The 24,923-nt window shown below is 65.7% G+C and carries 25 protein-coding genes and 1 other RNA gene; 20 read left to right on the top strand and 6 right to left on the bottom strand.

Annotated elements, in window-relative coordinates:
• Positions 1-71 precede the first annotated feature (71 nt).
• The 6 genes from VFG17_RS18865 (at position 72) to VFG17_RS18890 (ending at position 6,174) form a co-directional block, all read left to right on the top strand.
• Positions 72-401 carry a hypothetical protein gene (locus VFG17_RS18865; RefSeq protein WP_325030918.1) on the top strand — a complete coding sequence of 110 codons (330 nt, stop codon included), beginning with the start codon at positions 72-74 and terminating at the stop codon, positions 399-401.
• Positions 401-1,912 (top strand): FAD-binding protein, encoded by a 1,512-nt coding sequence (locus VFG17_RS18870; protein WP_325030919.1) that lies wholly within the window; start codon positions 401-403, stop codon positions 1,910-1,912. Before VFG17_RS18865 ends, VFG17_RS18870 begins: the two co-directional genes overlap by 1 nt.
• A gap of 103 nt (positions 1,913-2,015) precedes the next feature.
• Positions 2,016-3,806 (top strand): aspartate--tRNA ligase, encoded by a 1,791-nt coding sequence (aspS, locus tag VFG17_RS18875; protein WP_325030920.1) that lies wholly within the window; start codon positions 2,016-2,018, stop codon positions 3,804-3,806.
• Between the two features lie 3 nt (positions 3,807-3,809).
• A complete protein-coding gene (locus VFG17_RS18880) occupies positions 3,810-4,685 on the top strand; it encodes an alpha/beta hydrolase (RefSeq protein WP_325030921.1) in 876 nt (291 codons plus the stop codon).
• Between the two features lie 99 nt (positions 4,686-4,784).
• The gene (locus VFG17_RS18885; protein ID WP_325030922.1) at positions 4,785-5,570 is read left to right on the top strand and encodes a polyphosphate kinase; all 786 of its coding nucleotides are present in this window, start codon (positions 4,785-4,787) and stop codon (positions 5,568-5,570) included.
• Positions 5,571-5,637: 67 nt separating this feature from the next.
• Complete coding sequence (locus tag VFG17_RS18890; protein WP_325030923.1) at positions 5,638-6,174, top strand: J domain-containing protein; 537 nt, start codon at positions 5,638-5,640, stop codon at positions 6,172-6,174.
• A 161-nt stretch (positions 6,175-6,335) separates the two neighbouring features.
• On the opposite strand, the gene mtgA is transcribed toward VFG17_RS18890, so the two are convergent.
• Positions 6,336-7,043 (bottom strand): monofunctional biosynthetic peptidoglycan transglycosylase, encoded by a 708-nt coding sequence (gene mtgA, locus VFG17_RS18895; RefSeq protein WP_325030924.1) that lies wholly within the window; start codon positions 7,041-7,043, stop codon positions 6,336-6,338.
• 91 nt (positions 7,044-7,134) lie between these two features.
• Between mtgA and VFG17_RS18900 the strand changes: the two genes are divergently transcribed.
• A complete protein-coding gene (locus tag VFG17_RS18900; protein ID WP_325030925.1) occupies positions 7,135-7,935 on the top strand; it encodes a transporter in 801 nt (266 codons plus the stop codon).
• Positions 7,936-7,951: 16 nt separating this feature from the next.
• Here VFG17_RS18900 and VFG17_RS18905 read toward each other — a convergent pair whose 3' ends face one another.
• The 3 genes from VFG17_RS18905 to VFG17_RS18915 form a co-directional block, all read right to left on the bottom strand.
• Positions 7,952-8,074 (bottom strand): hypothetical protein, encoded by a 123-nt coding sequence (locus tag VFG17_RS18905; protein ID WP_325030926.1) that lies wholly within the window; start codon positions 8,072-8,074, stop codon positions 7,952-7,954.
• Positions 8,075-8,313: 239 nt separating this feature from the next.
• On the bottom strand, positions 8,314-9,216 hold the full coding sequence (gene rpoH / locus VFG17_RS18910) for an RNA polymerase sigma factor RpoH (protein ID WP_037554693.1): 903 nt from the start codon (positions 9,214-9,216) through the stop codon (positions 8,314-8,316).
• A 77-nt stretch (positions 9,217-9,293) separates the two neighbouring features.
• On the bottom strand, positions 9,294-10,250 hold the full coding sequence (locus VFG17_RS18915) for an RluA family pseudouridine synthase (RefSeq protein WP_325030927.1): 957 nt from the start codon (positions 10,248-10,250) through the stop codon (positions 9,294-9,296).
• 171 nt (positions 10,251-10,421) lie between these two features.
• Between VFG17_RS18915 and VFG17_RS18920 the strand changes: the two genes are divergently transcribed.
• From VFG17_RS18920 to VFG17_RS18960, 9 genes are all read left to right on the top strand, one after another.
• Positions 10,422-11,066, top strand: a complete 645-nt coding sequence (locus VFG17_RS18920) for a histidine phosphotransferase family protein (RefSeq protein WP_325030928.1) — start codon at positions 10,422-10,424, stop codon at positions 11,064-11,066.
• 62 nt (positions 11,067-11,128) lie between these two features.
• Complete coding sequence (locus tag VFG17_RS18925) at positions 11,129-13,525, top strand: chemotaxis protein CheA (RefSeq protein WP_325030929.1); 2,397 nt, start codon at positions 11,129-11,131, stop codon at positions 13,523-13,525.
• Positions 13,522-13,959: a chemotaxis protein CheW gene (locus VFG17_RS18930; RefSeq protein ID WP_325030930.1), complete on the top strand. Its 438-nt coding sequence runs from the start codon at positions 13,522-13,524 to the stop codon at positions 13,957-13,959. The genes VFG17_RS18925 and VFG17_RS18930 overlap by 4 nt, the downstream gene beginning before the upstream one ends.
• 76 nt (positions 13,960-14,035) lie before the next feature.
• Positions 14,036-14,410, top strand: a complete 375-nt coding sequence (locus VFG17_RS18935; RefSeq protein WP_037554703.1) for a response regulator — start codon at positions 14,036-14,038, stop codon at positions 14,408-14,410.
• 69 nt (positions 14,411-14,479) lie between these two features.
• Complete coding sequence (gene cheB, locus VFG17_RS18940; protein ID WP_325030931.1) at positions 14,480-15,529, top strand: chemotaxis-specific protein-glutamate methyltransferase CheB; 1,050 nt, start codon at positions 14,480-14,482, stop codon at positions 15,527-15,529.
• Positions 15,526-16,395, top strand: coding sequence for a CheR family methyltransferase (locus VFG17_RS18945; RefSeq protein ID WP_325030932.1), 870 nt, complete (start codon positions 15,526-15,528; stop codon positions 16,393-16,395). Before cheB ends, VFG17_RS18945 begins: the two co-directional genes overlap by 4 nt.
• Positions 16,396-16,462: 67 nt before the next feature.
• A complete protein-coding gene (locus VFG17_RS18950; protein ID WP_325030933.1) occupies positions 16,463-17,152 on the top strand; it encodes an N-acetylmuramoyl-L-alanine amidase in 690 nt (229 codons plus the stop codon).
• Positions 17,153-17,190: 38 nt separating this feature from the next.
• Positions 17,191-17,575, top strand: an RNA gene (rnpB, locus tag VFG17_RS18955) — RNase P RNA component class A.
• A 74-nt stretch (positions 17,576-17,649) separates the two neighbouring features.
• Positions 17,650-17,805 carry a hypothetical protein gene (locus VFG17_RS18960; protein ID WP_167918259.1) on the top strand — a complete coding sequence of 52 codons (156 nt, stop codon included), beginning with the start codon at positions 17,650-17,652 and terminating at the stop codon, positions 17,803-17,805.
• Positions 17,806-18,084: 279 nt separating this feature from the next.
• On the opposite strand, the gene greB is transcribed toward VFG17_RS18960, so the two are convergent.
• Positions 18,085-18,573 (bottom strand): transcription elongation factor GreB, encoded by a 489-nt coding sequence (greB, locus tag VFG17_RS18965; RefSeq protein ID WP_325030934.1) that lies wholly within the window; start codon positions 18,571-18,573, stop codon positions 18,085-18,087.
• A 7-nt stretch (positions 18,574-18,580) separates the two neighbouring features.
• On the bottom strand, positions 18,581-20,611 hold the full coding sequence (locus VFG17_RS18970; RefSeq protein ID WP_325030935.1) for a lytic transglycosylase domain-containing protein: 2,031 nt from the start codon (positions 20,609-20,611) through the stop codon (positions 18,581-18,583).
• A gap of 100 nt (positions 20,612-20,711) precedes the next feature.
• Here VFG17_RS18970 and dapA point away from each other — a divergent pair, with 100 nt between their 5' ends.
• From dapA to VFG17_RS18990, 4 genes are all read left to right on the top strand, one after another.
• A complete protein-coding gene (dapA, locus tag VFG17_RS18975; protein ID WP_325030936.1) occupies positions 20,712-21,590 on the top strand; it encodes a 4-hydroxy-tetrahydrodipicolinate synthase in 879 nt (292 codons plus the stop codon).
• Between the two features lie 9 nt (positions 21,591-21,599).
• Positions 21,600-22,085, top strand: a complete 486-nt coding sequence (gene smpB / locus VFG17_RS18980) for an SsrA-binding protein SmpB (RefSeq protein ID WP_037554711.1) — start codon at positions 21,600-21,602, stop codon at positions 22,083-22,085.
• Positions 22,082-22,696 (top strand): DUF2062 domain-containing protein, encoded by a 615-nt coding sequence (locus VFG17_RS18985; protein WP_325030937.1) that lies wholly within the window; start codon positions 22,082-22,084, stop codon positions 22,694-22,696. The genes smpB and VFG17_RS18985 overlap by 4 nt, the downstream gene beginning before the upstream one ends.
• Positions 22,697-22,794: 98 nt before the next feature.
• Positions 22,795-24,849 carry a M13 family metallopeptidase gene (locus VFG17_RS18990; RefSeq protein ID WP_325030938.1) on the top strand — a complete coding sequence of 685 codons (2,055 nt, stop codon included), beginning with the start codon at positions 22,795-22,797 and terminating at the stop codon, positions 24,847-24,849.
• The last annotated feature ends 74 nt before the right edge of the window (positions 24,850-24,923 follow it).

Below are 24,923 nucleotides of genomic sequence, written 5' to 3' on the forward strand. Positions count from 1 at the left end.
AAAAATTGCCCGCGCTCTTCGGGTCGCGGAGCCGGAACACCGGCCAAGGGGAAAACGAAGGGATTTGGGGCATGATGTGGCTCGGTTGGGCGCTGGCGGCGCTCGGTTTTGTAATGCTTTTCGGGCAATATGCGGCGGGGCAGGCGGATATTTTCGTCTCGATCGCCAATCCGCGGCCGCTCGATGAGGAGATAATGGTCGTGACGCTGAAGGGCTGGGGGTTCGCCGCCCATGCCGCGCAGCCGTTCCTCACACCCGAATCCGATCATGGCCTCTGCGACGTGCGTGTGTTCGCGACGCGGCGCCAGATGCTCGTCGCGATCGCGACTGTCGGATTCCTGCGCCCGGTGACGGTGGCGTGGCGCGCGCACGCCGGCGTCCTCCCGCTGGGAGAGGCGTGATGCCGATCGTCAAGCTCCGCGAGGAGGGCCGCTGGACCAATTATCACGGCACCGGGACCTGCGAGGCGGCGACGCGCTTTGCGCTGCGCAGCGGCGACGCCGAGCGCGGGCGCGACGAAATCGCGATCGCCGCCAGAACCGTGCGGGACTGGCTCGCCGAAGCCGCCGCTGCCGGGCGCTGCGTCCGCCCGCTTGGCGCGGGCTGGTCGCCTTCGAACGTCAACATCGCCTCGCAAAGCTGGCTGCTCCACACGCGCCGCTTCAATCGCTGCTTTCGGATCGATGCCGACGATGTCCGTCCCGGCGTCGACGCCGCCGCGCTGATGCTCGTCGAAGCGGGGGCGCTCGTCGACGAAGTGTCCGACAAGCTCGAGGCGCAGGGCCGCTCGCTGTGGACCAGCGGCGCCGGCAACGGTCAGACCTTCGCGGGCGCGTGCGCCACCGGCACCCACGGCTCGATGATCGCGCGGGGCGGTATCCAGGATCATATCCGGGCGGTGCAGGTCGTCACGCCCGGCGGCATCCACTGGATCGAACCGGAGAGCGGCGTGATGAGCGACGCGTTCATCGCCGCGACCGGATCGACGCCGCTGCGCGACGACGATGTCTTCGCGGCCGCCCAGCTTCCCGTCGGCGCGCTCGGTATCATCACCGCGCTCGTCGTCGACAGCGTGCCCCGATTTCTCGTCCGCCCGATCCAGAATCTGCGCAAGGTCGCCCCTGGCGCGCTCGACTGGCTCGCCGCGGGCGATTTCCGGCGCTTCTCGGCGACCTATGCGCTCGACCGGGACCCCGATTTCGTCCAGATGATCGTCAACCCCTACAAGCCGTTCAAGCGGCCCGCGATGGTGCGATTCCTTTATCGTGAACCGTGGCGCGACGATTATCCCCGCGCGACGCCGGGAGAGCTCGGCGCCGGCTATGACGCGCTCAGCCTGCTCGGACGGCTGCTCGACGATTATCCATGGGCGCGGGGGTCGCTGCTGCAGTTCGCGATGAAGCTGGGCTACGCCGCCGGCCCCGACGTCGACGATCCAGCCGTCACCGGCAGCTGGGGCGAGGGGCTCGACACGCACCGCCCCATGGCGGACCTGTTCAACGCCTCGGTCACCATCGACCGCGCCGACCTTGCGCAAGCGTTCGAGCGGATCTGTGCGGTTTATGCGCGCCATGGCGGCTCGACCGTCGTTACGGTGCGCTTCATGGAGCGTGCGCAGGGATTGCTGGCGCCGGCGCGTTTCACGCACAATGCGGTGATCGATTTCGATGGGCCGCGCAGCCAGCGCACCGCCGATGCCTATGCGCGCGTCGTCGACTGCCTCGATGCCGAGGGGATCGCCTTCACGCGGCACTGGGCGAAAAGCTGCCACCTCGACGCGGCGCGGGTCGCCGCCGATTATGGCGAGGATTTTCGCCGCTGGCGCGCGGCGCAGGGCCGCTTGATGCCCGATCCCGCGCACCGCGCGCTGTTCGGCAGCGAAGTTCTCGACGGGCTCGGGCTGACCTGTTGATTGCGCCCTCCACCCTTGACAAATCGCTCGCCGCGCTGCCTTAGGCGCGGCCATCTCGGCGCGTTTTTCCTGCGCGCCTTCCCGGACATTGAAAGACGATCAAATGCACGCCTATCGCACCCACACCTGCGCAGATCTTCGCGCCGCCAACGTCGGTGAGGAAGTTCGTCTCTCCGGCTGGGTGCATCGGACGCGCGAACATGCGAATGTGCTCTTCGTCGATCTTCGCGACCATTATGGCATCACCCAGATCGTCGTCGAGACCGGTTCGGATCTCTATCCCACGGTCAACGCCCTTGGCCCCGAGTCCGTTCTGACCTTCACCGGCAAGGTCGCCGCGCGATCGCCAGAGACCCTCAACCCGAAGCTGGCGACCGGTGAGATCGAAATCTACCCGAGCGCGGTGACGGTTCAGTCGGCCGCCGATCGCCTGCCGTTGCCCGTGTTTGGCGACACCGAATATCCTGAAGAAATTCGTCTCACGAACCGCTTCCTCGACCTGCGCCGCGAGCGGCTGCACAAGAATATCGTGCTGCGTTCGAACGTGATTTCGTCGCTGCGCCGCCGGATGATCGATCAGGGCTTCACCGAATTCCAGACGCCGATCCTGACCGCGAGCAGCCCCGAGGGCGCGCGCGACTATCTGGTCCCGAGCCGCGTTCACCCGGGCAAATTTTATGCGCTGCCGCAGGCTCCGCAGATGTTCAAGCAGCTGCTGATGGTCGCGGGCTTCGACCGCTATTTCCAGATCGCACCCTGCTTCCGCGACGAGGATGCGCGCGCCGACCGTTCGCCGGGCGAATTCTATCAGCTCGATTTCGAGATGAGCTTCGTCACGCAGGACGATGTGTTCGCCGCGATCGAGCCGGTCCTGCACGGCGTGTTCGAGGAGTTCGCCGATTTCGACGGCAAGGGCCGCACCGTCTCGCCGCTGCCGTTCAAGCGCATTCCCTATCGTGAATCGATGCTGAAATACGGCAGCGACAAGCCCGACCTGCGCAACCCGCTGCTCGTCCATGATGTCGGTGAGCTCTTCAAGGGATCGGGCTTTGGCCGCTTTGCGTCGATGGTCGAGGAAGGGCAGGTCGTCCGTGCCGTTGCCGCCCCCGAAACGCACGAAAAGAGCCGCAAGTTCTTCGACGAGATGAACAGCTGGGCGCAGTCGGAAGGCTTCCCGGGGCTTGGCTATGCGACGCAGAAGGACGGAGTGTTCGGCGGTCCGATCGCCAACAATCATGGCCAGGAAGGCATGAAGGCGATCGCCGACGCGATGGGTCTCGGCCCGAACGACGGCATCTTCTTCGCCGCGGGCGTGGAAGCGAACGCGGCGAAACTCGCCGGCCTCGCGCGCACGCGCGTCGCGGATCAGCTCGGCCTCATCGACAAGAGCCGCTTCGAATTCTGCTGGATCGTCGACTTCCCGATGTTCGAGGCCGACGAAGACACCGGCAAGATCGACTTCAGCCACAATCCCTTCTCGATGCCGCAGGGCGAGATGGACGCGCTGACGGGCAAGGATCCGCTCGATATCCTGGCCTATCAATATGATATCGTCTGCAACGGCGTCGAACTGTCGTCGGGCGCGATCCGGAACCATCGTCCGGACATCATGTACAAGGCGTTCGAGATCGCGGGCTACAGCCAGGCCGATGTCGACGCCAACTTCAGCGGCATGATCAACGCCTTCAAGTTCGGCGCGCCGCCGCACGGCGGCTCGGCGCCGGGCGTCGACCGCATCGTGATGCTGCTCGCCGACGAACCGAACATCCGCGAAGTGATCGTCTTCCCGATGACCCAGAAGGCCGAGGACCTGATGATGGGCGCCCCTGCGCCGGTCAGCGAAAAGCAGCTCAAGGAACTCAGCATCCGCCTCGTCGACGGTCCGAAGAGCTAAGGCATGGGTGAACAGCCGTGCGAACACCGGCTGGGAACGCCGGACGGCGAGATTTGCTGGTTCGAATGGGGCGACCGTTCGGACCGGCCCTCGCTGCTCCTGCTCCACGCCACCGGTTTTCACGCACGCCTTTGGGACCAGGTGGTCGCTGCCTTGCCCGCGGGAACGCATGTCGTGGCGCCCGACCATCGCGGTCATGGGCGCAGCTTTCGCCCTGCGACCCTCGCCAGCTGGTCGGCGACTGCCGACGCGCTGCTCCCGCTGCTCGACGGCCTTGGTGGTCACCCGCTCGTCGGCTGCGGCCACAGCATGGGCGCCTATGTGCTGACCCGGCTCGCGTCGCAGCGGCCGGCCGCCTTCGCCCACCTCGTCATGATCGATCCGGTGATCATGGATCCCGCCCTCTACGAGGGCGAGAGCGCCAAGCCGATTCCCGATCCCGCCGGCCATCCGGTGGCGCGCCGCCGCAACGCATGGGCCAACGCGGAAGAGATGCGGGCGCGCTTCGCCGATCGGCCGCCCTACGCGAACTGGGATCCGCGCGTGCTCGCCGATTATTGCACCTATGGCCTGCTTCCCGCAGCCGATGGGGAAGGGCTCGAACTGGCCTGCCCGCCGGCGCTCGAAGCATCGGTTTATCAGAATGCGCTGCGCACGAGCCCGCACGAATGGCTGCATTATCTGTCGGTGCCATCGACACTGATCCGCGCGCCGACCGGCGAGCGCGGCGGCGAACTCGACTTTTCGTTGAGCCCGACCTGGACCGGCCTCGGTCCGGCGATCGGCGCCGAGCGTGACGAACTGTGGGCTGAGCATAGCCATTTCATTCCGATGGAGAATCCGGCGCGCGTTGCCGCGCTGCTCGCCAATTTTCTCTGATACGGACGCGCGCAACGAAATCGGCGCGCGCTGTGCCAGAAAATGACATCGGCGTATCGCCCGCTTGGTGCGAAGGGCGACGCGCGCTAGGGTGGGCGGATGAGCATTGCCCTTTCCGATTATGAAACCGGCGCCAAATATGACGGCGACTATTCCGACGATCTCGGGGAGCTCGAGGATCGGCTCGAACGGCTCCAGGCCGCGCATATCATCCACGGCCAGCGCAGCATCATCATGTTCGAAGGCTGGGACGCGGCGGGGAAGGGCGGGATCATCCAGCGGCTGACCGCGTCGCTCGACCCGCGCTTTTTCGAGGTATGGCCGATCGGCGCACCGACCGATGAGGAAAGGGCGCGCCATTTCCTCTGGCGCTTCTGGAAACGCCTGCCCGGCAATCGCGAAATTTCGATCTTCGATCGCAGCTGGTACGGCCGCGTCCTCGTCGAACGCGTCGAGGGCTTCGCGAGCGAGGCCGAATGGCGCAAGAGCTATGACGAGATCAACGAATTCGAGGCGCAGCTTACCGGCAGTGCGACCAATCTCGTCAAGCTGTTCGTCCACATCACGCAGGAGGAGCAGGACGAGCGTTTCGCCGCGCGCCTCGACGATCCGTGGAAGCGCTGGAAGACGGGCACCGAGGATTATCGCAACCGGTCGAAGCGCAAGGACTACCTCGCCGCGATCGAAGAGATGTTCGCGCAGACCAACACGCGGTGGGCGCCGTGGAAGGTGATCGACGGCAACCACAAGAAAGCGGCGCGCATCGCGGCGTTGACCCATATCGTCGAAACGCTCGAAGCCGCGGTGCCGATGACGCCGCCCGATCTAGATCCCGCGGTGGTCAAGCTCGCGGCGAAAGCGTTCGGATACAAGCCCAAGGACTAGTACGGACCCTGGGTTTTTCGGCCCGCTCGGCTAGCAATTCCGGCCCCCTGCCGCTACATGGGACGGCATGAGCCGCGCCAAGAGATCCGACGACTGGGGTTTTCCCCGCTGGCGCCCCTATGGCTCGTCGCGCGAGGCGCAGAAGATGCGCCTGTGCGACCGTCATGGCTGCACCAACCCCGGCAATTGCCCCGCGCCCAAATCGCCGAACAGCTCCGAACGCTGGTATTTCTGCGAAGCGCACGCCGCCGAATATAATCGCGGCTGGGACTATTTCGCCGGTCTTTCGGCCGAGGATGCCGCGGCGCGCGCCGCCGAGGAGGCGCAGGGCGCGCGCAGCTATGCCCGTGCGCAGCATTACACCTGGGGCGGCTCGGGCGACGGCAGTCGCAGCGCCGACGAAATGCGCGCGCTCGAAATTCTCGACCTCGAACCCGATGCCGATTTCGAAGCGACGAAAAAGGCGTGGCGCAATCTGGCCAAAGAATGCCACCCCGACGTCAAACCCGGCGACGCCGAGGCCGCAAAGCGCTTCGCCGCGGGGCAAGCGGCGTTCGAGGTGCTGAAGCAGGCCGAAGAGCGGAAGAGCTGGAAGCCGGCCTAGCGAGCGATCTGGTCGGCGGCTTGGCTGGGTCCGGCCGAAACTAGCCGTCGCCCCCGCGAAGGCGGGGGCCGCCATCGGCCTTGCGCTACCTCTCCAGCGGCCCCCGCCTTCGCGGGGGGCGACGGGTTGCGGAACGTCCGCTCACCACCCCCAAACCACCGCTATTTATAAACGCACGCGTCCAGCCCGTCGCGCCGCACTACGCCGATGCGCGCGGTGATCGTATTACCGTAACGCCGCGTGAAGCCTGAGGGGCTGATCGCCTCGCGTTTCTTCGGCAGCGGCAGGATCGCGGCGATCCGCGCCGCCTCGCGCGGGGTCAGCTTGGCAGCGCCATGCTGGAAATAGCGCTGTGCCCCCGCTTCGACGCCATAAGTGCCGATGCCCGTCTCGGCGACGTTGAGGTAAACCTCCATGATCCGCCTTTTGCTCCAGATCGTCTCGATCAGGAAAGTGAACCACACTTCGGGCACCTTGCGAACATAGCGCGTCCAGCCGCTGCCCTGCCACAAGAAGGCATTCTTCGCGGTCTGCTGGCTCACCGTCGATCCGCCGCGCAGTTTCTTGCCCTTGGCGTTGCGCTCGATCGCCTCTTCGATCGCGTCGCGGTCGAAACCGTTATGGCTGCAGAATTTGCCGTCCTCGGCCGCGATCACCGCGCGCACCATGTTGCGGTCGATGTTCGACAGGCTTTCCCAATCCTTGGTGATGCCGTTGCTGTCGAGCAGCATCGTCAGCGTCACCGGCGGCGGCACGACGGCGTAGACGAGTACCCACACGACCGAGATCGCGACGAACCAGAGCAGCCATTTGAACGGACGGAGATACCAGGGGAGCTTGCGCTTCTTCGCGCGGGAGGAGGTTGCCATGGGCGCAAATTAACCGCTTGCCGTTTCGAGGCAAGCGGGCTTGATCGGTCGATCGAATTTCGAGAAGAAAAGCGATGAAAGGAAGGCTCCCATGCCGCTTCGCTCCGTCCTGCTCTTCGCCACGCTCGCCTTCGCCGCGCCGGCCCTCGGGCAAGAGGGCGGCCGCGCTCTTTGCCCCGACCGGCCGGGGCTCGGTACGCCCGCCTGCACGCTCGATGCGGGCGCAACGATGCTCGAGATCGGGATCGCCGACTGGACGCTCGATCGCAACGCCGACAGTCGCACCGACGGCCTCGCCTTCGGCGACGCGCTGCTCCGCGTGGGGCTCACGCCGTCGCTCGAAGCCCAGATAGGTTGGACGATGCTCGGTCATGTACGCGAACGCGACCGGACGACCGGCGATGTCGCGCGATGGACGCGGACGGGCGACGTCACGCTCGCGCTGCGGCAAAATCTCCGTAATCCCGATGGTTCGGGCTTCTCGGCTGCGCTGATGCCCTATGCGACGCTGCCGGTCGGGGGTCGGGGCGTCGGCGCGGGCGATTGGGGGGCGGGATTGATCGTGCCGGTCAGCTTCGAGCTTGGCGCGGTATCGCTCGGGGTCTCGCCGCATGTCGACGCGGCGGTCGACGCCGACGGCGACGGGCGCCATCTGGCCTATGGCTCGGTCGTCGGCCTCGGCTTCGGCGTCTCCGACGATGTCTCAGCGGCGGCGGAAGTATCGCTGACCCGCGACCGCGACCCCGACGGTCGCACAACCGAGGCGCTCGCCGGCCTCTCGGCCGGATGGCAACCCGGCCCCGACAGCCAATGGGATGTCGGCGCCAATCTCGGCCTCAATCGCGCCAGCCCCGATATCGAACTCTATTTGGGTTTCGCGCATCGTTTCTGAGATTTGCGCGCCAGGCCTAACCGTCGATGTTGTTGTCCGGTGATCGTTTAGCCGACAAGAAAAGCTGCGCGAGCCCGTACGGCGCTGCGCCCAGCGCGCAAATCAGAGCGGCGCCGATGGGAAAGACGATCAATGCCATTCCCGCCCCTCCGCGAAGGTCGCTCGTCAATCCGACCCACACACCATAGGCGAGAAAAAGCACCGCCCCGAAAAGACAGGCGAACCAAAATCTTTTGAAATATAGCAAGATTCTCGAGAACAGGCCGGGACGACCCGACGCCTCGACGGCCAAATGACGACGGTATCTTGTCAGTAGATCCATCGGCTAGCCGCGATACCCTCGAAAAACCGCCAGCGGGCGAAAAGGATGGGCGCCGATCAGGCGCCCACCAGCCGCCGGTCGCCGGCGAGCTTGAGCATCGCCTTTTGAAGCTTTTCGAAGGCGCGCACCTCGATCTGGCGCACGCGCTCGCGGCTGACGTCATAGACCTGGCTCAGATCCTCGAGCGTCTTCGGATCGTCGGTCAGGCGGCGCTCGGTCAGAATGTGGCGCTCGCGTTCGTTGAGCGTTTCGAGCGCCTCGTTGAGCAGCGCGTGCCGCACGTCGCGCTCCTGCGCCTCGGCGACGCGTTCGTCCTGCAGCGGGCCTTCGTCGCCGAGAAGATCCTGCCACTGGCTGTCGCCATCCTCGCCCATGGGCACGTTGAGCGAGGTGTCACCGCCCATCGCCATGCGGCGGTTCATGCTGACGACCTCGTCCTCGGTCACGCCGAGGTCGGTCGCGATCTTCGCGACATGCTCGGGGCTGAGGTCACCATCCTCGAACGCCTCGAGATTGTTCTTCATCCGGCGGAGGTTGAAGAACAGCTTCTTCTGCGCCGCGGTGGTGCCCATCTTGACGAGGCTCCACGAACGGAGGATGAATTCCTGGATCGAGGCGCGGATCCACCACATCGCATAAGTTGCGAGGCGGAAGCCGCGTTCGGGGTCGAACTTCTTCACGCCCTGCATCAATCCGATATTGCCTTCGCTGATCAGTTCGCTGACCGGCAGGCCATAGCCGCGATAACCCATCGCGATCTTCGCGACGAGGCGGAGGTGCGAAGTGACGAGCTGCGCCGCCGCCTCGCTGTCTTCATGCTCCTGAAACCGCTTAGCGAGCATATATTCCTGCTCGGGCGTCAGAAGCGGAAATTTGCGGATTTCGGCCAGATAGCGGTTCAGGCTCGCCTCACCGCCGAGCGCGGGCACCACTGCCGGAACGTTGCTTTTGTTAGCCATAGCGTCTTCCCTAAAATTCCAGAGGAGAGATATGCCGCGGTTGACATCCACGGTCAAAATAGATTTTCATTCGAAACCTAAACGCGCAATTCATCGATCAGTTCCCGCATGTCCGCTGGGAGTTCGCTGTCGAGCGCGATCCTGTTACCGGTCACCGGATGAATAAAGCCCAAATGGGCCGCGTGCAATGCCTGCCGCGCGAAATTCCGCGCTTTCAGCACCTCCGACAGCGGCTTTTTGACGCAGCCATAGACCGGGTCGCCGACGAGCGGGTGGCCGATATGCGCCATATGGACGCGCACCTGGTGGGTGCGCCCGGTTTCGAGCCGGCATTCGACGAGCGTCGCGTTCTTCAGCGGCTCGATCGTCCGGTAATGAGTGACCGCACGCTTGCCGCGTCCCTCGGCGACCACCGCCATTTTCTTGCGGTTGGTGCTCGACCGGCCGAGCGCGGCATCGACGGTGCCGTTCGCGGGCAGTGGGCGCCCCGTCGCGATCGCGAGATAGCGGCGGTCGATGCTGTGCGCGGCGAATTGCTTCGCAAGTCCTTCGTGCGCCCTGTCGTGCTTGGCGGCGACGATCAGCCCGCTCGTATCCTTGTCGATGCGGTGGACGATCCCGGGGCGCGCGACGCCGCCGATCCCCGACAATTGCCCTGCGCAATGGTGAAGCAGCGCATTGACCATCGTGCCGTCGAGATTGCCGGCGGCGGGATGGACGACCATCCCCGCGGGCTTGTCGACGACGATCAGATGCTCGTCCTCGAACGCGATGACGAGATCCATGTCCTGCGCGACATTGTGCGCGGGCGTTGCGGCGGGCAGGCGGACCTCGATCGTCGCGGGCGCGGCGGCTTTCGCCGATGGGTCCCACAGGATCGCGCCGCTCGCATCGGCGACGCGTCCGCCCTTGATCAGCGTCTTCAATCGTTCGCGCGAAAGGGATGGAAGCGCCTCGGCCAGCGCCCGGTCGAGCCGCAGCCCGGCCGCGCTGTCCAGAAGCGTCACGGTAAGTATCTCGTCGTCCCCCAACATTGACGGGGATATGGGGCCGGGGCGCCGATTTTCAAGGGGCCGGGGCGCGCCCCCGATGACGGTAAGTGAGGTGAATGGACCAGGAACCAGCTTGCCCTTGCGCCTATCCGTGCCCTAGGAGCGACCCACGCCGGAAATATCCGGCCACTGCGCTGGGGAGCCTGTTCATCCATGTCCGACGATCGCGTCGATTTCGCCTCGATGCTGGCCTCGCGCCTGTGTCATGACCTCTTGAGCCCGGTCGGCGCCTTCGCCAACGGCCTCGAACTGCTCGCCGACGAAAAAGACCCCGAAATGCGGGCGCGGTGCATCGAATTGCTCGAACAGAGCGCGCGCACCTCGGCGAACAAGCTCAAATTCTTTCGCCTCGCCTTCGGCTCGGCGGGCGGTTTCGGCGAACTCGTGCCGGCCGACGAAGCGAAGTCGGCGATCCAGGGCATCATCGGCGACCGCGCGATCACGCTCAACTGGATGATCGGTGCCGAGCCGCTGCCCAAGCCTGCGGTCAAGATAATCCTCAACCTGTCGCTGCTGCTCGTCGATGCGCTGGTGCGCGGCGGCCGGCTCGACATCGGCTGTGAAAAACAAGGTGAGGCGGTCGAGATTGCGCTCCATGTCGAGGCCGAGCGCATCTTCCTCGACGCCGATGTCGAACGCATATTGGCCGAAGGTGAAGGCGCGACTGCGATGACGTCGCGCACCGCGCCCGCCGTGCTCGTGCAGGCGGTCGCGCGGCAGAGCGACGGCACCGTCATGCTGGCACGCGAAACGCCGACCTCCTTGCTGGTCGGAGCTGTCCTCCGCGGCCGCGGGTAAAGCCACTTTTAACCATTGTCCGCCATGGTGAGCCCTCAATTTTGGGGCGCACCGGGACGGCGATGGACGATCTGCTGAACGACTTTTTGGCCGAAACGGCGGAAATCCTCGCCGAAGCGGGCGGGGCGATCGTGGCGTGGGAGGCGGATCCCGCCGACCGCGCGCAACTCGATGCTATTTTCCGGTTCGTGCACACGATCAAGGGCAGCTCGGGCTTCCTCGCCTTGCCGCGGGTGACGGCGCTGTCGCACGCTGCCGAAGATGCGCTCGATCAGGTGCGCCGCGGCAACCGCGTCGCGAACGCCGCGCTCATCACCGGCGTGCTCGGCATCCTCGACCGGCTGAACGAGCTGTGCGCCGCGCTCGGACAGGATGGAACCGAGCCGGCGGGCGATGACCGCGACGTGATCGGCGCGCTCGCCGAACGCGGAGCGGACGAAGAGGCCCCGCGCGAAATCGCGGGCGTTCCGCTGCGCCGCGAGGACGATCTTGGCGCCGATTTGCAAGGCTGGCGTTCGATCCGCGTCCCGCTGCCGCTGCTCGACAGCGTGATGACCGGCGTCACCGACATCGTGCTCGCGCGCAACGAATTCGCGCGGATGCTGCGCGAATCGGGCGCCGACCTGTCGCTGATCGCCTCGTTCGACCGCCTGTCCGATTCGATCGCTGGGATGCGCCAGTCGGTCAGCCAGATGCGAATGCAGCGGATCGACAAATTGTTCGCACCGCTGCCGCGCATCGTTCGCGATCTCGCGCAGGAAATGGGCAAGAAGATCGCTTTCCAGACGAGCGGCGGCGAGGTCGAACTCGACCGCGAAATGATGGAGAATATCCGCGACCCGCTGATCCACATCGTCCGCAACGCGATCGATCACGGCGTCGAGCCGCTCGAGGATCGCGTCGCGGCGGGCAAGGAGATTACCGCGACCATTTCGGTGTCGGCGCGCCAGTCGGGCAATCAGATCGAAATCGAAATCCGCGATGACGGCCGCGGGCTCTCTCCCGATGCCCTCGTTGCGAAAGCCATTGCGGCGCGCCTTGTGACCGCGACCGAAGCGCGCGCGCTCGGGCCGAAGGAGAAGCTCGAGCTGATCTTCCGGCCGGGATTCTCGACCGCCGCGAAGGTCACTGCCATTTCGGGCCGCGGCGTCGGCATGGATATCGTCAAGGCGAATGTCGAAAAGATCGGCGGCATTGTCGAACTGCGCAACGACGAGGGCCGCGGACTGACGATTCTGCTTCGCGTGCCGATGACGCTGACGATCATCTCGGGCCTGATGGTGCGCGCGGCGGGGCAATATTTCGCGATTCCACGCGGCGCAGTGCGCGAAATCCTGCTCGAAAGCGGCGATACGGTGCGTATCGACCGCGTCGGCGGCGGCGAACTGGCGACGGTGCGCGGCGAGCAATATCCGCTGCTCCGCCTTGAAACCATACTCGGCCGCGAGCGCCATGACGGCGACGACGTCGAAGATCGCGCGCTCGTCATCGTCCGGCCGGGGCAGGGGCAAAGCTATGCGCTGAGCGTTGCCGCGATCCACGATCATGAGGAACTGGTGATCAAGCCCGCCGCGCCGATGATCATGGCGACGGGGCTTTATGCGGGAACGACGCTTCCCGATAACGGCCGCCCGGTGCTGCTGCTCGACGTTCAGGGCCTGCTCGCCGCCGCCGCCATCGATGCGAGCGAGGCGGGCCGCAGCCGCGACCGGACCGCCGAAGCCGAAGCCGAGGCGGTGGCGGCGCGCAATGCCGCGCAGTTGCTGCTTTTCCGCGACATGAACGCCCGTATTCGCGGCGTCCGCCTGTCGGTGATCGAGCGGGTCGAGGAATTACCAGCATCGGATTTGTTCGAAAGCGCGGGGCGGATACAGGTCCGGATCGGCGACGAAATCTTCCCGGTTCATGCCGCGGCGCTGCCAGGGGGCGAGGCGACGCTGAAACTGCTTCGCCTCTACGACGGGCAGGCGGTGCTCTGCTATCCGATCGCCGAGGTGATCGACATCGTCCGTCTGCCCGACGCGGTGCGGCCGTCGGTGGCGCCCGGGCTGATCGCGGGGGTCGTGCTTGTCGGCGGTGAGCCGGTCGAGCTCATCGATCCCTTCTGGCTGATGGAGCAATATGCCGCGGGCGCGCCGGCCGCGCTGGCGCCGCGCCAGCCGTTGTGCCGGCTTGCCGACGATCGCGACGGCTGGGGCGACAATTTCCTCGCGCCGATCCTGCGCAGCGCCGGTTACCGGGTGATCGCGGACGGCGACCCGTCCGACGAGGCGCCCGACGTGCTGCTCTGCCTCACCGGCGACGACGCGCTCTGCTTGCAGCTCGCCGGGGGCGTCCCGGTGATCCGGCTGCGCACGTCGATCGCGGCGGCGGGACCAGAGGACGAAACCGTCTATCGCTACGACCGCCAGGCGCTGCTCGATGCGATGCGCCGCAGCGTAGGGGGAGCGGGCCAATGATGGAAAAACTCTATCTCGTCGCGCGCATCGCCGACACGCGCGTCGCGCTGCGCAGCAGCGCGATCCATTCGGTCGTCACCGTCGGCACCCCCGTCGAGGTGCCCGGCGCGCCGCCGCATGTCGCGGGCCTCTTCGCGCTGCGCAGCCGCGTCTTCACCCTGATCGATCCGCATGTCGTAATCGGCCTTGCCGCGGTGCCCGTCGCGCCGGGACAGCGGGTGATCGTCGTCGAGGTCGCCGAGCATGGTTATGCGCTGCTCGCCGATGAGATCGAGGATGTCTGTTTCATCGAGGCGCCCGAGACGCGCATCGCCGGAAAGCTGCTGCCCGGCTGGGCGCGCGTCGCCGATGCGATGATCGAATATCAGGGTGCTTCGCTGCTCGTCGTCGACCCGTCGAACTTTATCTCGCTGCCTTCCTTAAAAGCCGCATGAATCTGGCCGTTTATTAACGGGCTGCACACGTCTTGGTCATACATATGCCCAAATCCCGGGGGTCGGAGTTAATTGAATGTCGAAATCTTGTCTGGTGGTCGATGACAGCAAAGTCATTCGCAAGGTCGCGCGCCATATCCTTGAAAGCATGTCCTTTGCCGTCGATGAAGCGGCCGACGGGCAGGAGGCGCTGACCTTCTGCCGCGCCAATCGGCCCGACGTCATCCTGCTCGACTGGAACATGCCGGTGATGAGCGGAATGGAGTTCCTCGGTGCGTTCAACGATCTCGATTACGGGCATCACGAGCGGCCGCGCGTCGTGTTCTGCACCACCGAAAACAGCATCGACCATATCCGCGCCGCGATCGAGGCGGGCGCCGACGAATATGTGATGAAGCCGTTCGACCGAGAAACGCTGGAAGGAAAATTGCAGCTCGTCGGCATCGCCTGAATTCGGAAACCCTAGCGCGTGGCTCAACCGCAACCTTCGATACCGGACGCAGAACCAACCGCACGCACCGTGCGCGTGATGCTCGTCGACGACAGCCTCGTCGTTCGCAGCATCCTCGAACGGATCGTCGATCAGCGCGCGGGGCTCAAGATCTGCGCTTCGGTCGCCTCAGCGCAGGACGCGCTTGACTATCTATCGCGCGAACCCGTCGATGTCGTCGTGCTCGACGTCGAAATGCCCGGCATGAACGGCCTCGACGCGCTGCCGCACATATTGGAACGCGCCGAAAAGGCGCGCGTGCTCATCCTCTCGTCGAACTGCGTCGAGGGCGGCCCCGCGGCGATAGAGGCGCTTGCGCTCGGCGCCAGCGATACGCTCGCCAAGCCCGGGCGCGGCAGTTTTTCGGGGCGCTTCGCCGACGTGCTGACCGAGCGGATCATGACGCTCGGCCACCGGCAGGATCATCCGGCGCCGGTGCCGGCCGCCGAACGCCGCGCGGCGCAGCCCGCCGCGCTCGCGATCGACACCGACCAGCCGATCGAGTGCATCGCGGTCGCGGCGTCGACCGGCGGCATTCCCGCCTTCACCAATTTCCTCGCGCACCTCGATCCGCGGATCAGCGCGCCGATCCTGCTCACCCAGCATCTGCCCGACGCCTTTATGGAGTTTTACGCGAAGCAGATCGGGATGATGACCGCGCGCCGGGTGCGCGTTGCCGAAGCGGGGATGGCGATCGAGCCGAACTCTATCTATCTGGCGCCGGGCGATGCGCATCTGATCGTCGTCGAGGGCCGCGGGCGCCGCGAAATCGCGCTCGATCGCCACCCCGTCGACAATGGCTGCTGCCCGTCCGCCGATCCGATGCTCGCTTCGGTCGCCGAAGTCTACGGCAAGGGCGGCATCGCCGTGATCCTCAGCGGCATGGGCCGCGACGGCGCGCTCGGCGCGGCGCGGCTGAAGCAGGCGGGCGGGACGATCTTCGCGCAGGCGCCCGAAAGCTGCGTGATTTGGGGCATGCCGGGTGCGGTGGCGAAGTCGGGCATCGCGGCGGCGACGCTCAATCCTGACGCGATCGCGCTGATGCTCGGCAGCTTCCTTCCCGGACGGCGCAAGCTATGATGGGGGGCAGCGCCAGCGAATCGGCCTATCGCGTCCTGATGGGCGTGCTCGAATCGCGCACGGGCCAGACGCTTTCGCCGAGCCGCATCTGGCGGATCGAAATGTCGCTCAAGCCCGTCATGCAGCGGCACGGGATCGCCGATCTCGACGCGCTGGTCGCCGCGCTCGTGACCTCGAACAGCCGCGCGCTGCTCGACGACACCGTCGACGCGATGCTCAACAACGAAACATATTTCTATCGCGAATACAGCGTTTTCGACGAGATAGCTGCGACAGCACTTGAGCAAATTCGCGAGATCAACAAACTGCGCCGCCGGCTGACGATCTGGCATTGCGGCGTGTCGACTGGGCAGGAAGCCTATTCGATGGCGATGCTGATCGCCGAACAGGGCGCGAAATGGGCGGGATGGCAGGTCGACATCGTCGGCACCGACGTCAGCCATCATGCGATCGGCCGCGCGCGCGTCGGCCTCTACACCCAGTTCGAGATCCAGCGCGGGCTGCCCGTTCAGCGGATGGTGCGCTGGTTCGACCAGACCGAGGGCGGCTGGCTCGCCAAGGCGGACATCAGGCGCCGGATCGATTTTTCGGTGCAGAACATGCTCACCGACCGGCCGCCGCTGGCGAGCCCGGCCGACCTCATCTTCTGCCGCAACCTGCTGCTCTATTTCTCGGCACCGATGCGGCAAAAGGCCTTTGCGCGGCTGCGCGCGATGGCGGCGCCGCAGAGCTTCCTCGTCCTCGGTGCGGGCGAAACCGTGCTCGGGCAGACCGACCAGTTCGTCGCGAGCCCGCGCCTGCGCGGCCTCTACGAGCCCGCAGACCAACAGGTCCGCCGACCCGATTCGCGCTCGATCGCCGCCTGACCTTGCTTTTTGCGCCCCGCTGGCGCAATCGACGGATTGGCAAGAACAGGACGGGCCCGCAAAGCGCATGAGCGATTTTATCGAACGCTGGTCTCCCAATTTCGACGAGCGTTCACTGCCCATTTCGATGATCATTCTCCACTATACCGGTATGAAGACCGGTGCCGAAGCCATTGATTGGCTTGCCGATCCCGACGCTAAAGTGTCGGCGCACTATGTCGTCAGCGAGGATGGCCAGATCACCCATATGGTGCCCGAGGACAAGCGCGCCTGGCACGCGGGCAAATCGCACTGGCGCGGCGTCAGCGACATCAATTCGGCAAGCGTCGGGATCGAGATCGTCAATCCGGGGCATGAATGGGGCTATGTGCCCTTTCCCGACCCGCAAGTCGCCGCGGTCGTCCGGCTCGTCCACCTGATCAAGGACCGGCACGCGATCACGCGCGGCAATGTCGTCGGCCATTCGGACATCGCCCCGACGCGCAAGCAGGACCCGGGCGAGCTTTTCCCCTGGGAAGAACTAGCGCGCCGCCGCCTCGCGCTGCCGCGCCCGACAAAGAAGCTCACCGACCCCTTGTGGACCGACGCGGGATTCCTGCTCGCGCTCGAACGTTTCGGTTATGACGTGACCGATGGCTTCGCGGCGACGGTGGCGTTCCAGCGCCGCTTTCGCCCCGAACTGATCGATGGCACGATCGATGGCGAATGCCGCGCGATCCTGCTCGCGCTGCTGCTGCCGCAGCCCGAGGGCAATTGACTCGTCAAACCCGGCCGGAAGGCTTATAATCACCGGCGCCAGAGGGTCGGGCGATCGCCGCCGCGCAAGCGGGGGAGGAAAGTCCGGGCTCCACGGAAACCACGGTGCCGGATAACGTCCGGCGGGCCGGTCTTCGGATCGGTTCAGGGAAAGTGCCACAGAGAGCAGACCGCCCAAGGCTTCGGCCCGGCGAAAGGTGAAAGGGTGCGGTAAGAGCGCACCGCGCGGACGGTAACGGACGCGGCATGGCAAACCCCACCGGGAGCAAGGTCGAATAGGGATGGCACGGAGAAATCCAGGGTCGGTTCCGGCCCCGCCGTCCGGGTTGACTGCTTGAGCGTTCGGGCAACCGTCCGCCTAGAGGAATGATCGCCTATCCCCGCAAGGGGTGGACAGAACCCGGCTTACAGACCCTCTGGCAATTCTCTCCAGCCCCCGCGTGCGGGAACGCCCGCGCACGGGCCGCGTTCTGAAGGAACCAGAAAGGGAGACGAACCATGAAAGTCGTCGATGACCATGTCGAAGTGACCGAGACCGAGGCAAGCAGCGGGGTAAAGGGACATAATGTCCGCTATGTACTGGCCATTTCGTTGATCGCGGTGATCATCGTGCTGTCGGCCGTATGGATTATTCCGGCACTGCTGCAGCCCTGATTCGTGGGCGGTCATTGAGGGTTCCGGTATCTGAATCTGTTGGCGCTGCGTCACTTGGTGCCGGCGTGCAGGGTCGTTTGGGCTGATGTCGGCTTTGGCGTGGGGAGGTGTCGCTTACCTTTTTCGTCATCCCGGACTTGATCCGGGATCCATTAGGGCGACGGTAGCTGTGGACCCCGGATCAAGTCCGGGGTGACGATGAAAGAGAGGCAACTTCCGGCCGTCAGCGGTCAGTCGGGCCCGCCTAAAAAAACGCGATCCCGAGGAAGGCGACCAAGATCAGCTCGCCGGATAGCCCACCGCCATCACTTCCCATTCCTTCGGCCCGGCGGGAAGCTGCACGGTGCGCAGATCGCCCACCGCGGCGCCGCGTAGTGCGCGGGCGAGGGGGCTGTTCCAGCCGATCCGGCCTTCGCCGGCCTCGGCCTCATCATCGCCCACCAATGTGACTACGCGCCGCGCGTCATCGTCATCGGCGAGTTCGACCGTCGCGCCGAACCAGATACGGCTCTTGTCGGGTTGCCCGGCGGGGTCGACGACGCGCGCCGCCTTCATGCGCCGAGCCAGAAAGCCCAGGCGCCGGTCGATCTCGCGCAGCCGCTTGCGGCCATAGATATAGTCGCCATTCTCGCTGCGGTCGCCGTTGCCTGCGGCCCAGCTGATCACCTCGACCAGCTTGGGCCGCTCGTCGCCCAGCAGCGCGTCATATTCGGCGCGCAGCGCGGCATAGCCCGCCGGGCTGATGATGTTGGTCTTGTCCCCCGCCATGCGGTTCCTACCCCGGCGTGCGCTTGCCGAGGTAGAAGCTCAGCGGCGCCTGCGTCCGCGCCGAGCCGCCGTCGCGCAGCGTGTCATAGACGACGGCATTTTCGAGCACGCGCTGGACATAATTCTTCGTTTCGAAGATCGGGATCGCTTCGATCCAGTCGAGCATCGGGATCGAACCGGTGCGCGGGTCACCGTTGGCGCGCAGCCATTTGTTCACATTGCCCGGCCCGGCATTATAGGCCGCGACCGCGAGCGGATAGCTGCCGCCATAATAGCGCAGCATCTGCTGAAAATAGGTCGACCCCAGCGTCATGTTGTAATTGGTGTCGGTGGTCAGCGACCCCGCGTCATAGCTCATCCCCAGCTTGCCCGCGACTTCGCGCGCGGTGCCGGGCATCAGCTGCATCATGCCGCGCGCGCCGGCATGGCTGATCGCGGCGCGGTCGAACTGGCTTTCCTGCCGCGTGATCGCGTGGATGAAGGTCCAGTTGCTTTCGTGGCCCGACGGCACGCGCACCGTCGGGAAACCCGATACCTCGACCGCATCAAGGCTGTTCGCCTGCGCGCTGCGGCCGATCATCACGCCGAGGTCGGGGCGCCCGATCTGCTTGGCGAGCTGCCCGGCGAGCACATGATCGGCGGGCGAGCTCGCCTGTTGCGCGAGCGCGCGCAGGAAGGCCGATTGCTCGCGCCACGCGCCGATCTCGCCGAGCGCACGCGCGGCGCGCACCAGCCGGTCGTCCTCGAACGCGCGGCGCTCGGCGCTGCTGACCTCGATCGTCGGGTCCGGCGTCGGTTTGGGCTGCGGGCGGTCCAGCCGCTCGAGCGAAAGCTGGCCATAGAATTGGTCGTAATGCTGCGCCGCGTCGTTGAAATGCGCGTTGGCGCTGGTGCGGTCGCCCGCTGCCAGTGCCGCGCGGCCTGCCCAGTAAAAGCCCTTGGTGCGCGTCTGCGCCGAGCGCGCGGCCTCGCCATAGGCGCGAAAATGCCGCACCGCTTCGGCCGGGCGACGCAGGTCGTTCAGCGCGAGCTGCCCGGCGAGCCAGGCGAGCGAGGTATAATCGTCGCGCACGCCGAGCGGGGTTTCGCGAACGACGGTGCCGGGCGGCAGCGCGTCGTCGAGCTGTCGCGCGATATTATAGGCGGTCAGCTTGTCGCCGCCCGAATCGGCGAGCCGCGCGTTGGTGAGCAAGGTTTCCAGCCATTCCTCGGCGTCGGTCGGCGGTTTGGCCAGCGACCGCGGCGCGGCGAGCAGCGCGCGCGCTTCGCCGGCGCGCCCCGAGGCGCGCAGCCAGGTCGCCTTGGCGGTGATGTAGCCGGGGTCGGTGCGCGTCAGCGACGGGTTGGCGCTTTCGACCGCCGCCGCCTGAAAGGCCGCGTCGACCGCGCCGCTGCGCATCGCGAGCCGCGCGGCGAAGATGCTGCGCTTGGCGGGCGAGGTGTAGGCGAGCTGGCGGCTCGCCGCCGCGGTCGCGCCGAGCCACAGCAGCTTGTCCATGCGCGCATCATGGTCGGCGGGGGTGATCGCGCCGGGAAACATGCTGAGCGCGCGGCTCGTTTCATAATCGTCGAGCGGCCCGCTCGTCCACGCGCGGCGGACGGCGGCATTGGCGTCCTCGCGCCGGCCCGCCGCGTTGAGCGCGAGCGCGTAGCGAAGCTGCCCGCTCGCGGTCTGCGGCGGATAGGACTGGAAATAGGCGAGGGTGCGCTGCGGATCGTAGCTGTCGAGCGAGATCGCTTTCTCCGCGCGCGTGCGCAGCTTCTCGGCATCGGGCCAGCCGCGGTTCGCCATCAGAAAGCGCGAGAGCTGGTCGAACGACGCGCCGGTGTTCGCGGTAAGGCGGCGCCATTCCATCACCGCATCGCCGACCGAATTGGGCGACGGCGGCGGTCCCGATACCGATGCGAGCCCCATCTGGGCCCGATACCAGGCCATTTGTTCGGGGGTGAGTTCGCTCGCATGAGCGACGGTGGGGATCAGGAGGGCCGCAGCGAGGGCCAAGCGGGAAATGCGGGGCAGCGTGGTCATGACGGCCATGTTAGTGCCAAACTCCTTGCGGGGCGCTGAATAGACGTCCAATAGCGGCGCGCTGGCCGGATTCTACCGGTCGCAGCGGGTCATTGTAAAGGAGCGGAGCATGTTTTCGGGTTCGATTCCCGCTTTGGTGACGCCATTCCGCGACGGGGCGTTCGACGCGCCCGCCTTCGCGCGCCTCGTGGACTGGCAGATCAAAGAGGGCACCAGCGCGCTGGTCCCGTGCGGAACGACCGGCGAGAGCCCGACGCTCGGCTTCGAAGAACATTATCAGGTCATCGACACCTGTATCCAGGCGGCGGCGGGGCGCGTTCCCGTGATCGCCGGTTGCGGGTCGAACGACACCGCGACCGCGATCCGCCACATGCGCCACGCGCAGGCCGCCGGCGCCACCGCCGCGCTCGTCGTCGCACCCTATTACAACCGGCCGAGCCAGGAGGGGATGATCGCGCATTTCCGGGCGCTCGCCGATGCGAGCGACCTGCCGATCGTCGTCTATAACGTCCCCGGCCGCACCGTCGCCGACATCAGCGCCGAGACGATGTGCAAGCTCGTCGCCGAAATCCCGAGCGTCGTCGCGATCAAGGACGCGAGCGGCGACCTCGCGCGCGTGACGGCTCACCGTGCTGGCGCGGGCGCGGATTTCTGCCAGCTTTCGGGCAACGACGACCTCTGGCTCCCGCACGCGGTGATGGGCGGCGTGGGCTGCATCTCGGTCACCGCCAATGTCGCGCCGCGCCTCTGCGCCGATTTCGCCGCGGCCTGCGCGGCGGGGGACTGGGCGCGCGCGCTCGTGCTCCACGACCGCCTGTTCGATCTGCACAAGGCGATGTTCTCCGACACCTCGCCCGGACCGGTCAAATATGCGCTGTCGCGTCTCCACGACTGGTTTTCGCCCGAAGTGCGCCTACCTATCATCCCGGCGTCCGACGCATCGTGCAAGGCCGTCGATGCCGCGCTGTCGTCGGCAGGAGTGATCTGAGCTTTCGTCATGGCCCGCCCGCAGTCCGCCGCCGAATTCGACAAGAAAAAGGTCGTCGCCGAAAACCGGCGCGCGCGCTTCGACTATGCGATCGAGCAGGTGTTCGAGGCCGGCATCGCGCTGCAGGGCACCGAGGTGAAGTCGCTCCGCTTCGGCGAAGGCACGATCGCCGAAAGCTATGCCGAGGTGACCGGCGGCGAGGTGTGGCTGATCAATGCCAACATTCCCGAATTCAGCCATGGCAACCGCTTCAATCACGAGCCGAAGCGCCCGCGCAAGCTGCTGCTCAATTGGCGCGAGATCAACAAGCTGCACGCGGGCGTGATGCGCCAAGGCATGACGCTCGTGCCGCTCTCCGTCTATTTCAACAGCCGCGGCCGCGCCAAGGTCGAGCTCGCGCTCGCCAAGGGCAAGAAGGCGCACGACAAGCGCGAGTCGATCAAGGAACGCGACTGGAAGCGCGACAAGCAGCGGCTGATGAAGGACCGCGGATGAGCGGCGGCAAGCCCAAGGATAAGGCGGCGGTGATGAACTGGATCCGCCGCAACTCGCCGACGCGCGAGGAGCTGCTCGAAAGCCGCTTCATCAAGCCCTTCGCCCACCGCGTCGCGCACAGCCATTTGTGGCGCTTCACGCGCACTTCGGTGCCGCGCGGCACCGCGCTCGGGCTGTTCGTCGGCATCTTTTTCCTGATCCCCGGCGTGCAGATTTTGGGCGTCGCGCTGCTCGCGCTGCCCGTTCGCGCGAACATTCCGATCGGCGCGGCGATGACCTTCCTGTCGAACCCCGTGACGACGCCCTTCATCATCCTCGCCTCGGTGTGGCTCGGCGACTGGCTGTTCGGGCTTCACGCCAACAGCGCGACCTTTTCGGCGATGATCGAGCATGGCGCCTCGGCGGGCGAGTGGGTGCGCTGGGTGTTTTCGGACGCCGCGCCCGCGATGCTCGCCGGGCTGTTCGTGATCTCGGTCGTCTCGGCGGCGGTGGGCTATGTGCTCGCGACGCTGTTCTGGGACAATTGGATTCGCCTGCGCTGGCGGCGGAAACTGGCGCGCGCACGCGACCAACGACTTGAGGCATCGACGAGCGACACGGCCACCGGTTGAACCGCCCCGAAAGCGGGGCGTATAGCTGTCGCATCGCTGATCCGCGGTGTTTTTCGACGGCGCGGATCGTCGCTTCAAATCGATAATCGGGGAATATCATGACTCGCTTGAAACTCTCTTCGCCGCTGCTGGCGACCGCCGCGCTTGGCGCGCTGATACTCACAGCCATTCCCGCGTCGGCGCAGGAACAGGCGGCGCCCGCTGCCGCCACCGACGCTAAGCCTGAAATCGGCGACTTCGGCTTCGACCTCACCGGCATGGACAAGAGCGTCCAGCCGGGCGACGATTTCTATGCCTATGCCAACGGCACCTGGGCGAAGAACACCCAGATCCCGGCCGACAAGTCGAATTACGGCATGTTCACCGCGCTCGCCGATCTGTCGCAGAAGCGCACGCAGGAAATCCTCGAAGCGGCGAAGGCCGATCCGAACAGCATGATCGGCCGCGCCTATGCCTCCTATCTCGACGCGCCGGCGGTCGAGGCGAAGGGCCTCGCGCCGATCCAGCCCTGGCTGAACAAAATCCGCGCCGTCGACAAGGCCGGCCTCGCCAAGCTTCTTGCCGAAGCTGACCGCAGCGGCGTCCAGCATTTCTTCGGCGGCTATGTCGGACAGGACGACAAGAATCCCGAGGTTTACATCTACACGATGTTCCAGGGCGGCATCGGCATGCCCGACCGCGATTTCTACCTGAAGGAAAATGAGCGGAACACCAAGCTGCAGGCCGCTTACCTGAAGCATCTCGAGAACGTCCTGACGCTCGCGGGCGAAAAGGACGCCGCCGCGCGCGCCAAGGCGATCTACGACTTCGAAAAGCAGGTCGCGACCGTCCACTGGGACAAGAATGACAGCAGCGACGCGACCAAAGTCTATAACAAGATGACGATCGCCCAGCTCGCAGAGGCCGCGCCGGGCTTCGACTGGCAGAGCTTCATCCGCGGCGTCGGCGTCAATGAGGATTCGATTCTCGTGTCGCAGCCGAGCGCCTTCACCGGCGAGGCGAAGCTGCTGGCGGGCGCGCCGATCGGGGTGATCCGCGACATGCTGATCGTGCGCAGCCTCGACGGCTTTTCGGGCGTGCTGCCCGACGCGGTCGCGGAGGAGGCCTTCTCCTTCTACGGCACCGCGCTGTCGGGCACGCCGCAGATGCAGGAACGCTGGAAGCGCGCTGTCGATTTCACCACGAACAATATGGGCGAGGCCGTCGGCAAGGATTATGTCGCGAAATACTTCCCGCCCGAAACCAAGGCGGCGATGGACATACTCGTCAAGAATGTGCTCGCGGCGCTCGACACGCGCATCACCAATCTGACGTGGATGCAGCCCGAAACCAAGGTGAAGGCGAAGAAGAAGCTCGCCAATTTCACCACCAAGATCGGCTATCCCGATCGCTGGAAGGATTATAGCACGCTCGAAATCAAGGCCGACGACCTGTTCGGCAACGCGCTGCGTTCGAACCAGTTCGCGCACGACGACAATATCAGCCGTCTCGGCGGCCCGATCCGTCGCTGGGAGTGGGGGATGACCCCGATGGAGGTCAACGCTTACGCCAATTTCGGGATGAACGAGATCGTTTTCCCCGCCGCGATCCTGCAGCCGCCCTTCTTCGATCCGCACGCCGACGATGCGATCAACTATGGCGGCATCGGCGCGGTGATCGGCCACGAAATCAGCCATCATTTCGACGATCAGGGCGCGAAATATGACGAGACCGGCAAGCTCGCCGACTGGTGGACCCCTGCCGACGTCGCGGCGTTCGAAGCCGCGGGCAAGGCGCTGATCGCGCAATATGATGCCTATGAAGTGCTGCCCGGTGAAAAGCTCGACGGCACCTTCACGCTGGGCGAGAATATCGGCGACCTCGCCGGGCTGACGATCGCATACGACGCCTACAAGAAGTCGCTCGGCGGCAAGGAAGCGCCGGTCATCGACGGGCTGACCGGCGACCAGCGCTTCTTCCTCGGCTGGGCGCAGGTCTGGCGGCGCAACTATCGCGAGCAGAATCTGTCGCAGCGCATCACGACCGATCCGCATTCGCCCTCGATCCAGCGGACTTGGGTCTCGCGCAATCTTGACCCTTGGTATAAGGCCTATCAGATCAAGCAAGGCCAGAAGCTCTATCTGGCGCCCAAGGACCGCGTCCGCATCTGGTGATGCGCCACTGAGAAAGACTGTCATTTGACCGTGCAAAGCCTGCCCTCCGCTGATGGTGATGTCATCAGGGGGGC

The organism is Sphingopyxis sp., assembly GCF_035686825.1.
GTDB lineage: Bacteria > Pseudomonadota > Alphaproteobacteria > Sphingomonadales > Sphingomonadaceae > Sphingopyxis.

What these genes read in the sequence shown, in the direction of transcription:
- VFG17_RS18865 (WP_325030918.1), top strand. Translation starts at nt 72, where the DNA reads ATGATGTGGCTCGGTTGGGCGCTGGCGGCGCTCGGTTTTGTAATGCTT.
- VFG17_RS18870 (WP_325030919.1), top strand. Translation starts at nt 401, where the DNA reads ATGCCGATCGTCAAGCTCCGCGAGGAGGGCCGCTGGACCAATTATCAC.
- aspS (WP_325030920.1), top strand. Translation starts at nt 2,016, where the DNA reads ATGCACGCCTATCGCACCCACACCTGCGCAGATCTTCGCGCCGCCAAC.
- VFG17_RS18880 (WP_325030921.1), top strand. Translation starts at nt 3,810, where the DNA reads ATGGGTGAACAGCCGTGCGAACACCGGCTGGGAACGCCGGACGGCGAG.
- VFG17_RS18885 (WP_325030922.1), top strand. Translation starts at nt 4,785, where the DNA reads ATGAGCATTGCCCTTTCCGATTATGAAACCGGCGCCAAATATGACGGC.
- VFG17_RS18890 (WP_325030923.1), top strand. Translation starts at nt 5,638, where the DNA reads ATGAGCCGCGCCAAGAGATCCGACGACTGGGGTTTTCCCCGCTGGCGC.
- mtgA (WP_325030924.1), bottom strand. Translation starts at nt 7,043, where the DNA reads ATGGCAACCTCCTCCCGCGCGAAGAAGCGCAAGCTCCCCTGGTATCTC.
- VFG17_RS18900 (WP_325030925.1), top strand. Translation starts at nt 7,135, where the DNA reads ATGCCGCTTCGCTCCGTCCTGCTCTTCGCCACGCTCGCCTTCGCCGCG.
- VFG17_RS18905 (WP_325030926.1), bottom strand. Translation starts at nt 8,074, where the DNA reads ATGGCATTGATCGTCTTTCCCATCGGCGCCGCTCTGATTTGCGCGCTG.
- rpoH (WP_037554693.1), bottom strand. Translation starts at nt 9,216, where the DNA reads ATGGCTAACAAAAGCAACGTTCCGGCAGTGGTGCCCGCGCTCGGCGGT.
- VFG17_RS18915 (WP_325030927.1), bottom strand. Translation starts at nt 10,250, where the DNA reads ATGTTGGGGGACGACGAGATACTTACCGTGACGCTTCTGGACAGCGCG.
- VFG17_RS18920 (WP_325030928.1), top strand. Translation starts at nt 10,422, where the DNA reads ATGTCCGACGATCGCGTCGATTTCGCCTCGATGCTGGCCTCGCGCCTG.
- VFG17_RS18925 (WP_325030929.1), top strand. Translation starts at nt 11,129, where the DNA reads ATGGACGATCTGCTGAACGACTTTTTGGCCGAAACGGCGGAAATCCTC.
- VFG17_RS18930 (WP_325030930.1), top strand. Translation starts at nt 13,522, where the DNA reads ATGATGGAAAAACTCTATCTCGTCGCGCGCATCGCCGACACGCGCGTC.
- VFG17_RS18935 (WP_037554703.1), top strand. Translation starts at nt 14,036, where the DNA reads ATGTCGAAATCTTGTCTGGTGGTCGATGACAGCAAAGTCATTCGCAAG.
- VFG17_RS18945 (WP_325030932.1), top strand. Translation starts at nt 15,526, where the DNA reads ATGATGGGGGGCAGCGCCAGCGAATCGGCCTATCGCGTCCTGATGGGC.
- VFG17_RS18950 (WP_325030933.1), top strand. Translation starts at nt 16,463, where the DNA reads ATGAGCGATTTTATCGAACGCTGGTCTCCCAATTTCGACGAGCGTTCA.
- VFG17_RS18960 (WP_167918259.1), top strand. Translation starts at nt 17,650, where the DNA reads ATGAAAGTCGTCGATGACCATGTCGAAGTGACCGAGACCGAGGCAAGC.
- greB (WP_325030934.1), bottom strand. Translation starts at nt 18,573, where the DNA reads ATGGCGGGGGACAAGACCAACATCATCAGCCCGGCGGGCTATGCCGCG.
- VFG17_RS18970 (WP_325030935.1), bottom strand. Translation starts at nt 20,611, where the DNA reads ATGGCCGTCATGACCACGCTGCCCCGCATTTCCCGCTTGGCCCTCGCT.
- dapA (WP_325030936.1), top strand. Translation starts at nt 20,712, where the DNA reads ATGTTTTCGGGTTCGATTCCCGCTTTGGTGACGCCATTCCGCGACGGG.
- smpB (WP_037554711.1), top strand. Translation starts at nt 21,600, where the DNA reads ATGGCCCGCCCGCAGTCCGCCGCCGAATTCGACAAGAAAAAGGTCGTC.
- VFG17_RS18985 (WP_325030937.1), top strand. Translation starts at nt 22,082, where the DNA reads ATGAGCGGCGGCAAGCCCAAGGATAAGGCGGCGGTGATGAACTGGATC.
- VFG17_RS18990 (WP_325030938.1), top strand. Translation starts at nt 22,795, where the DNA reads ATGACTCGCTTGAAACTCTCTTCGCCGCTGCTGGCGACCGCCGCGCTT.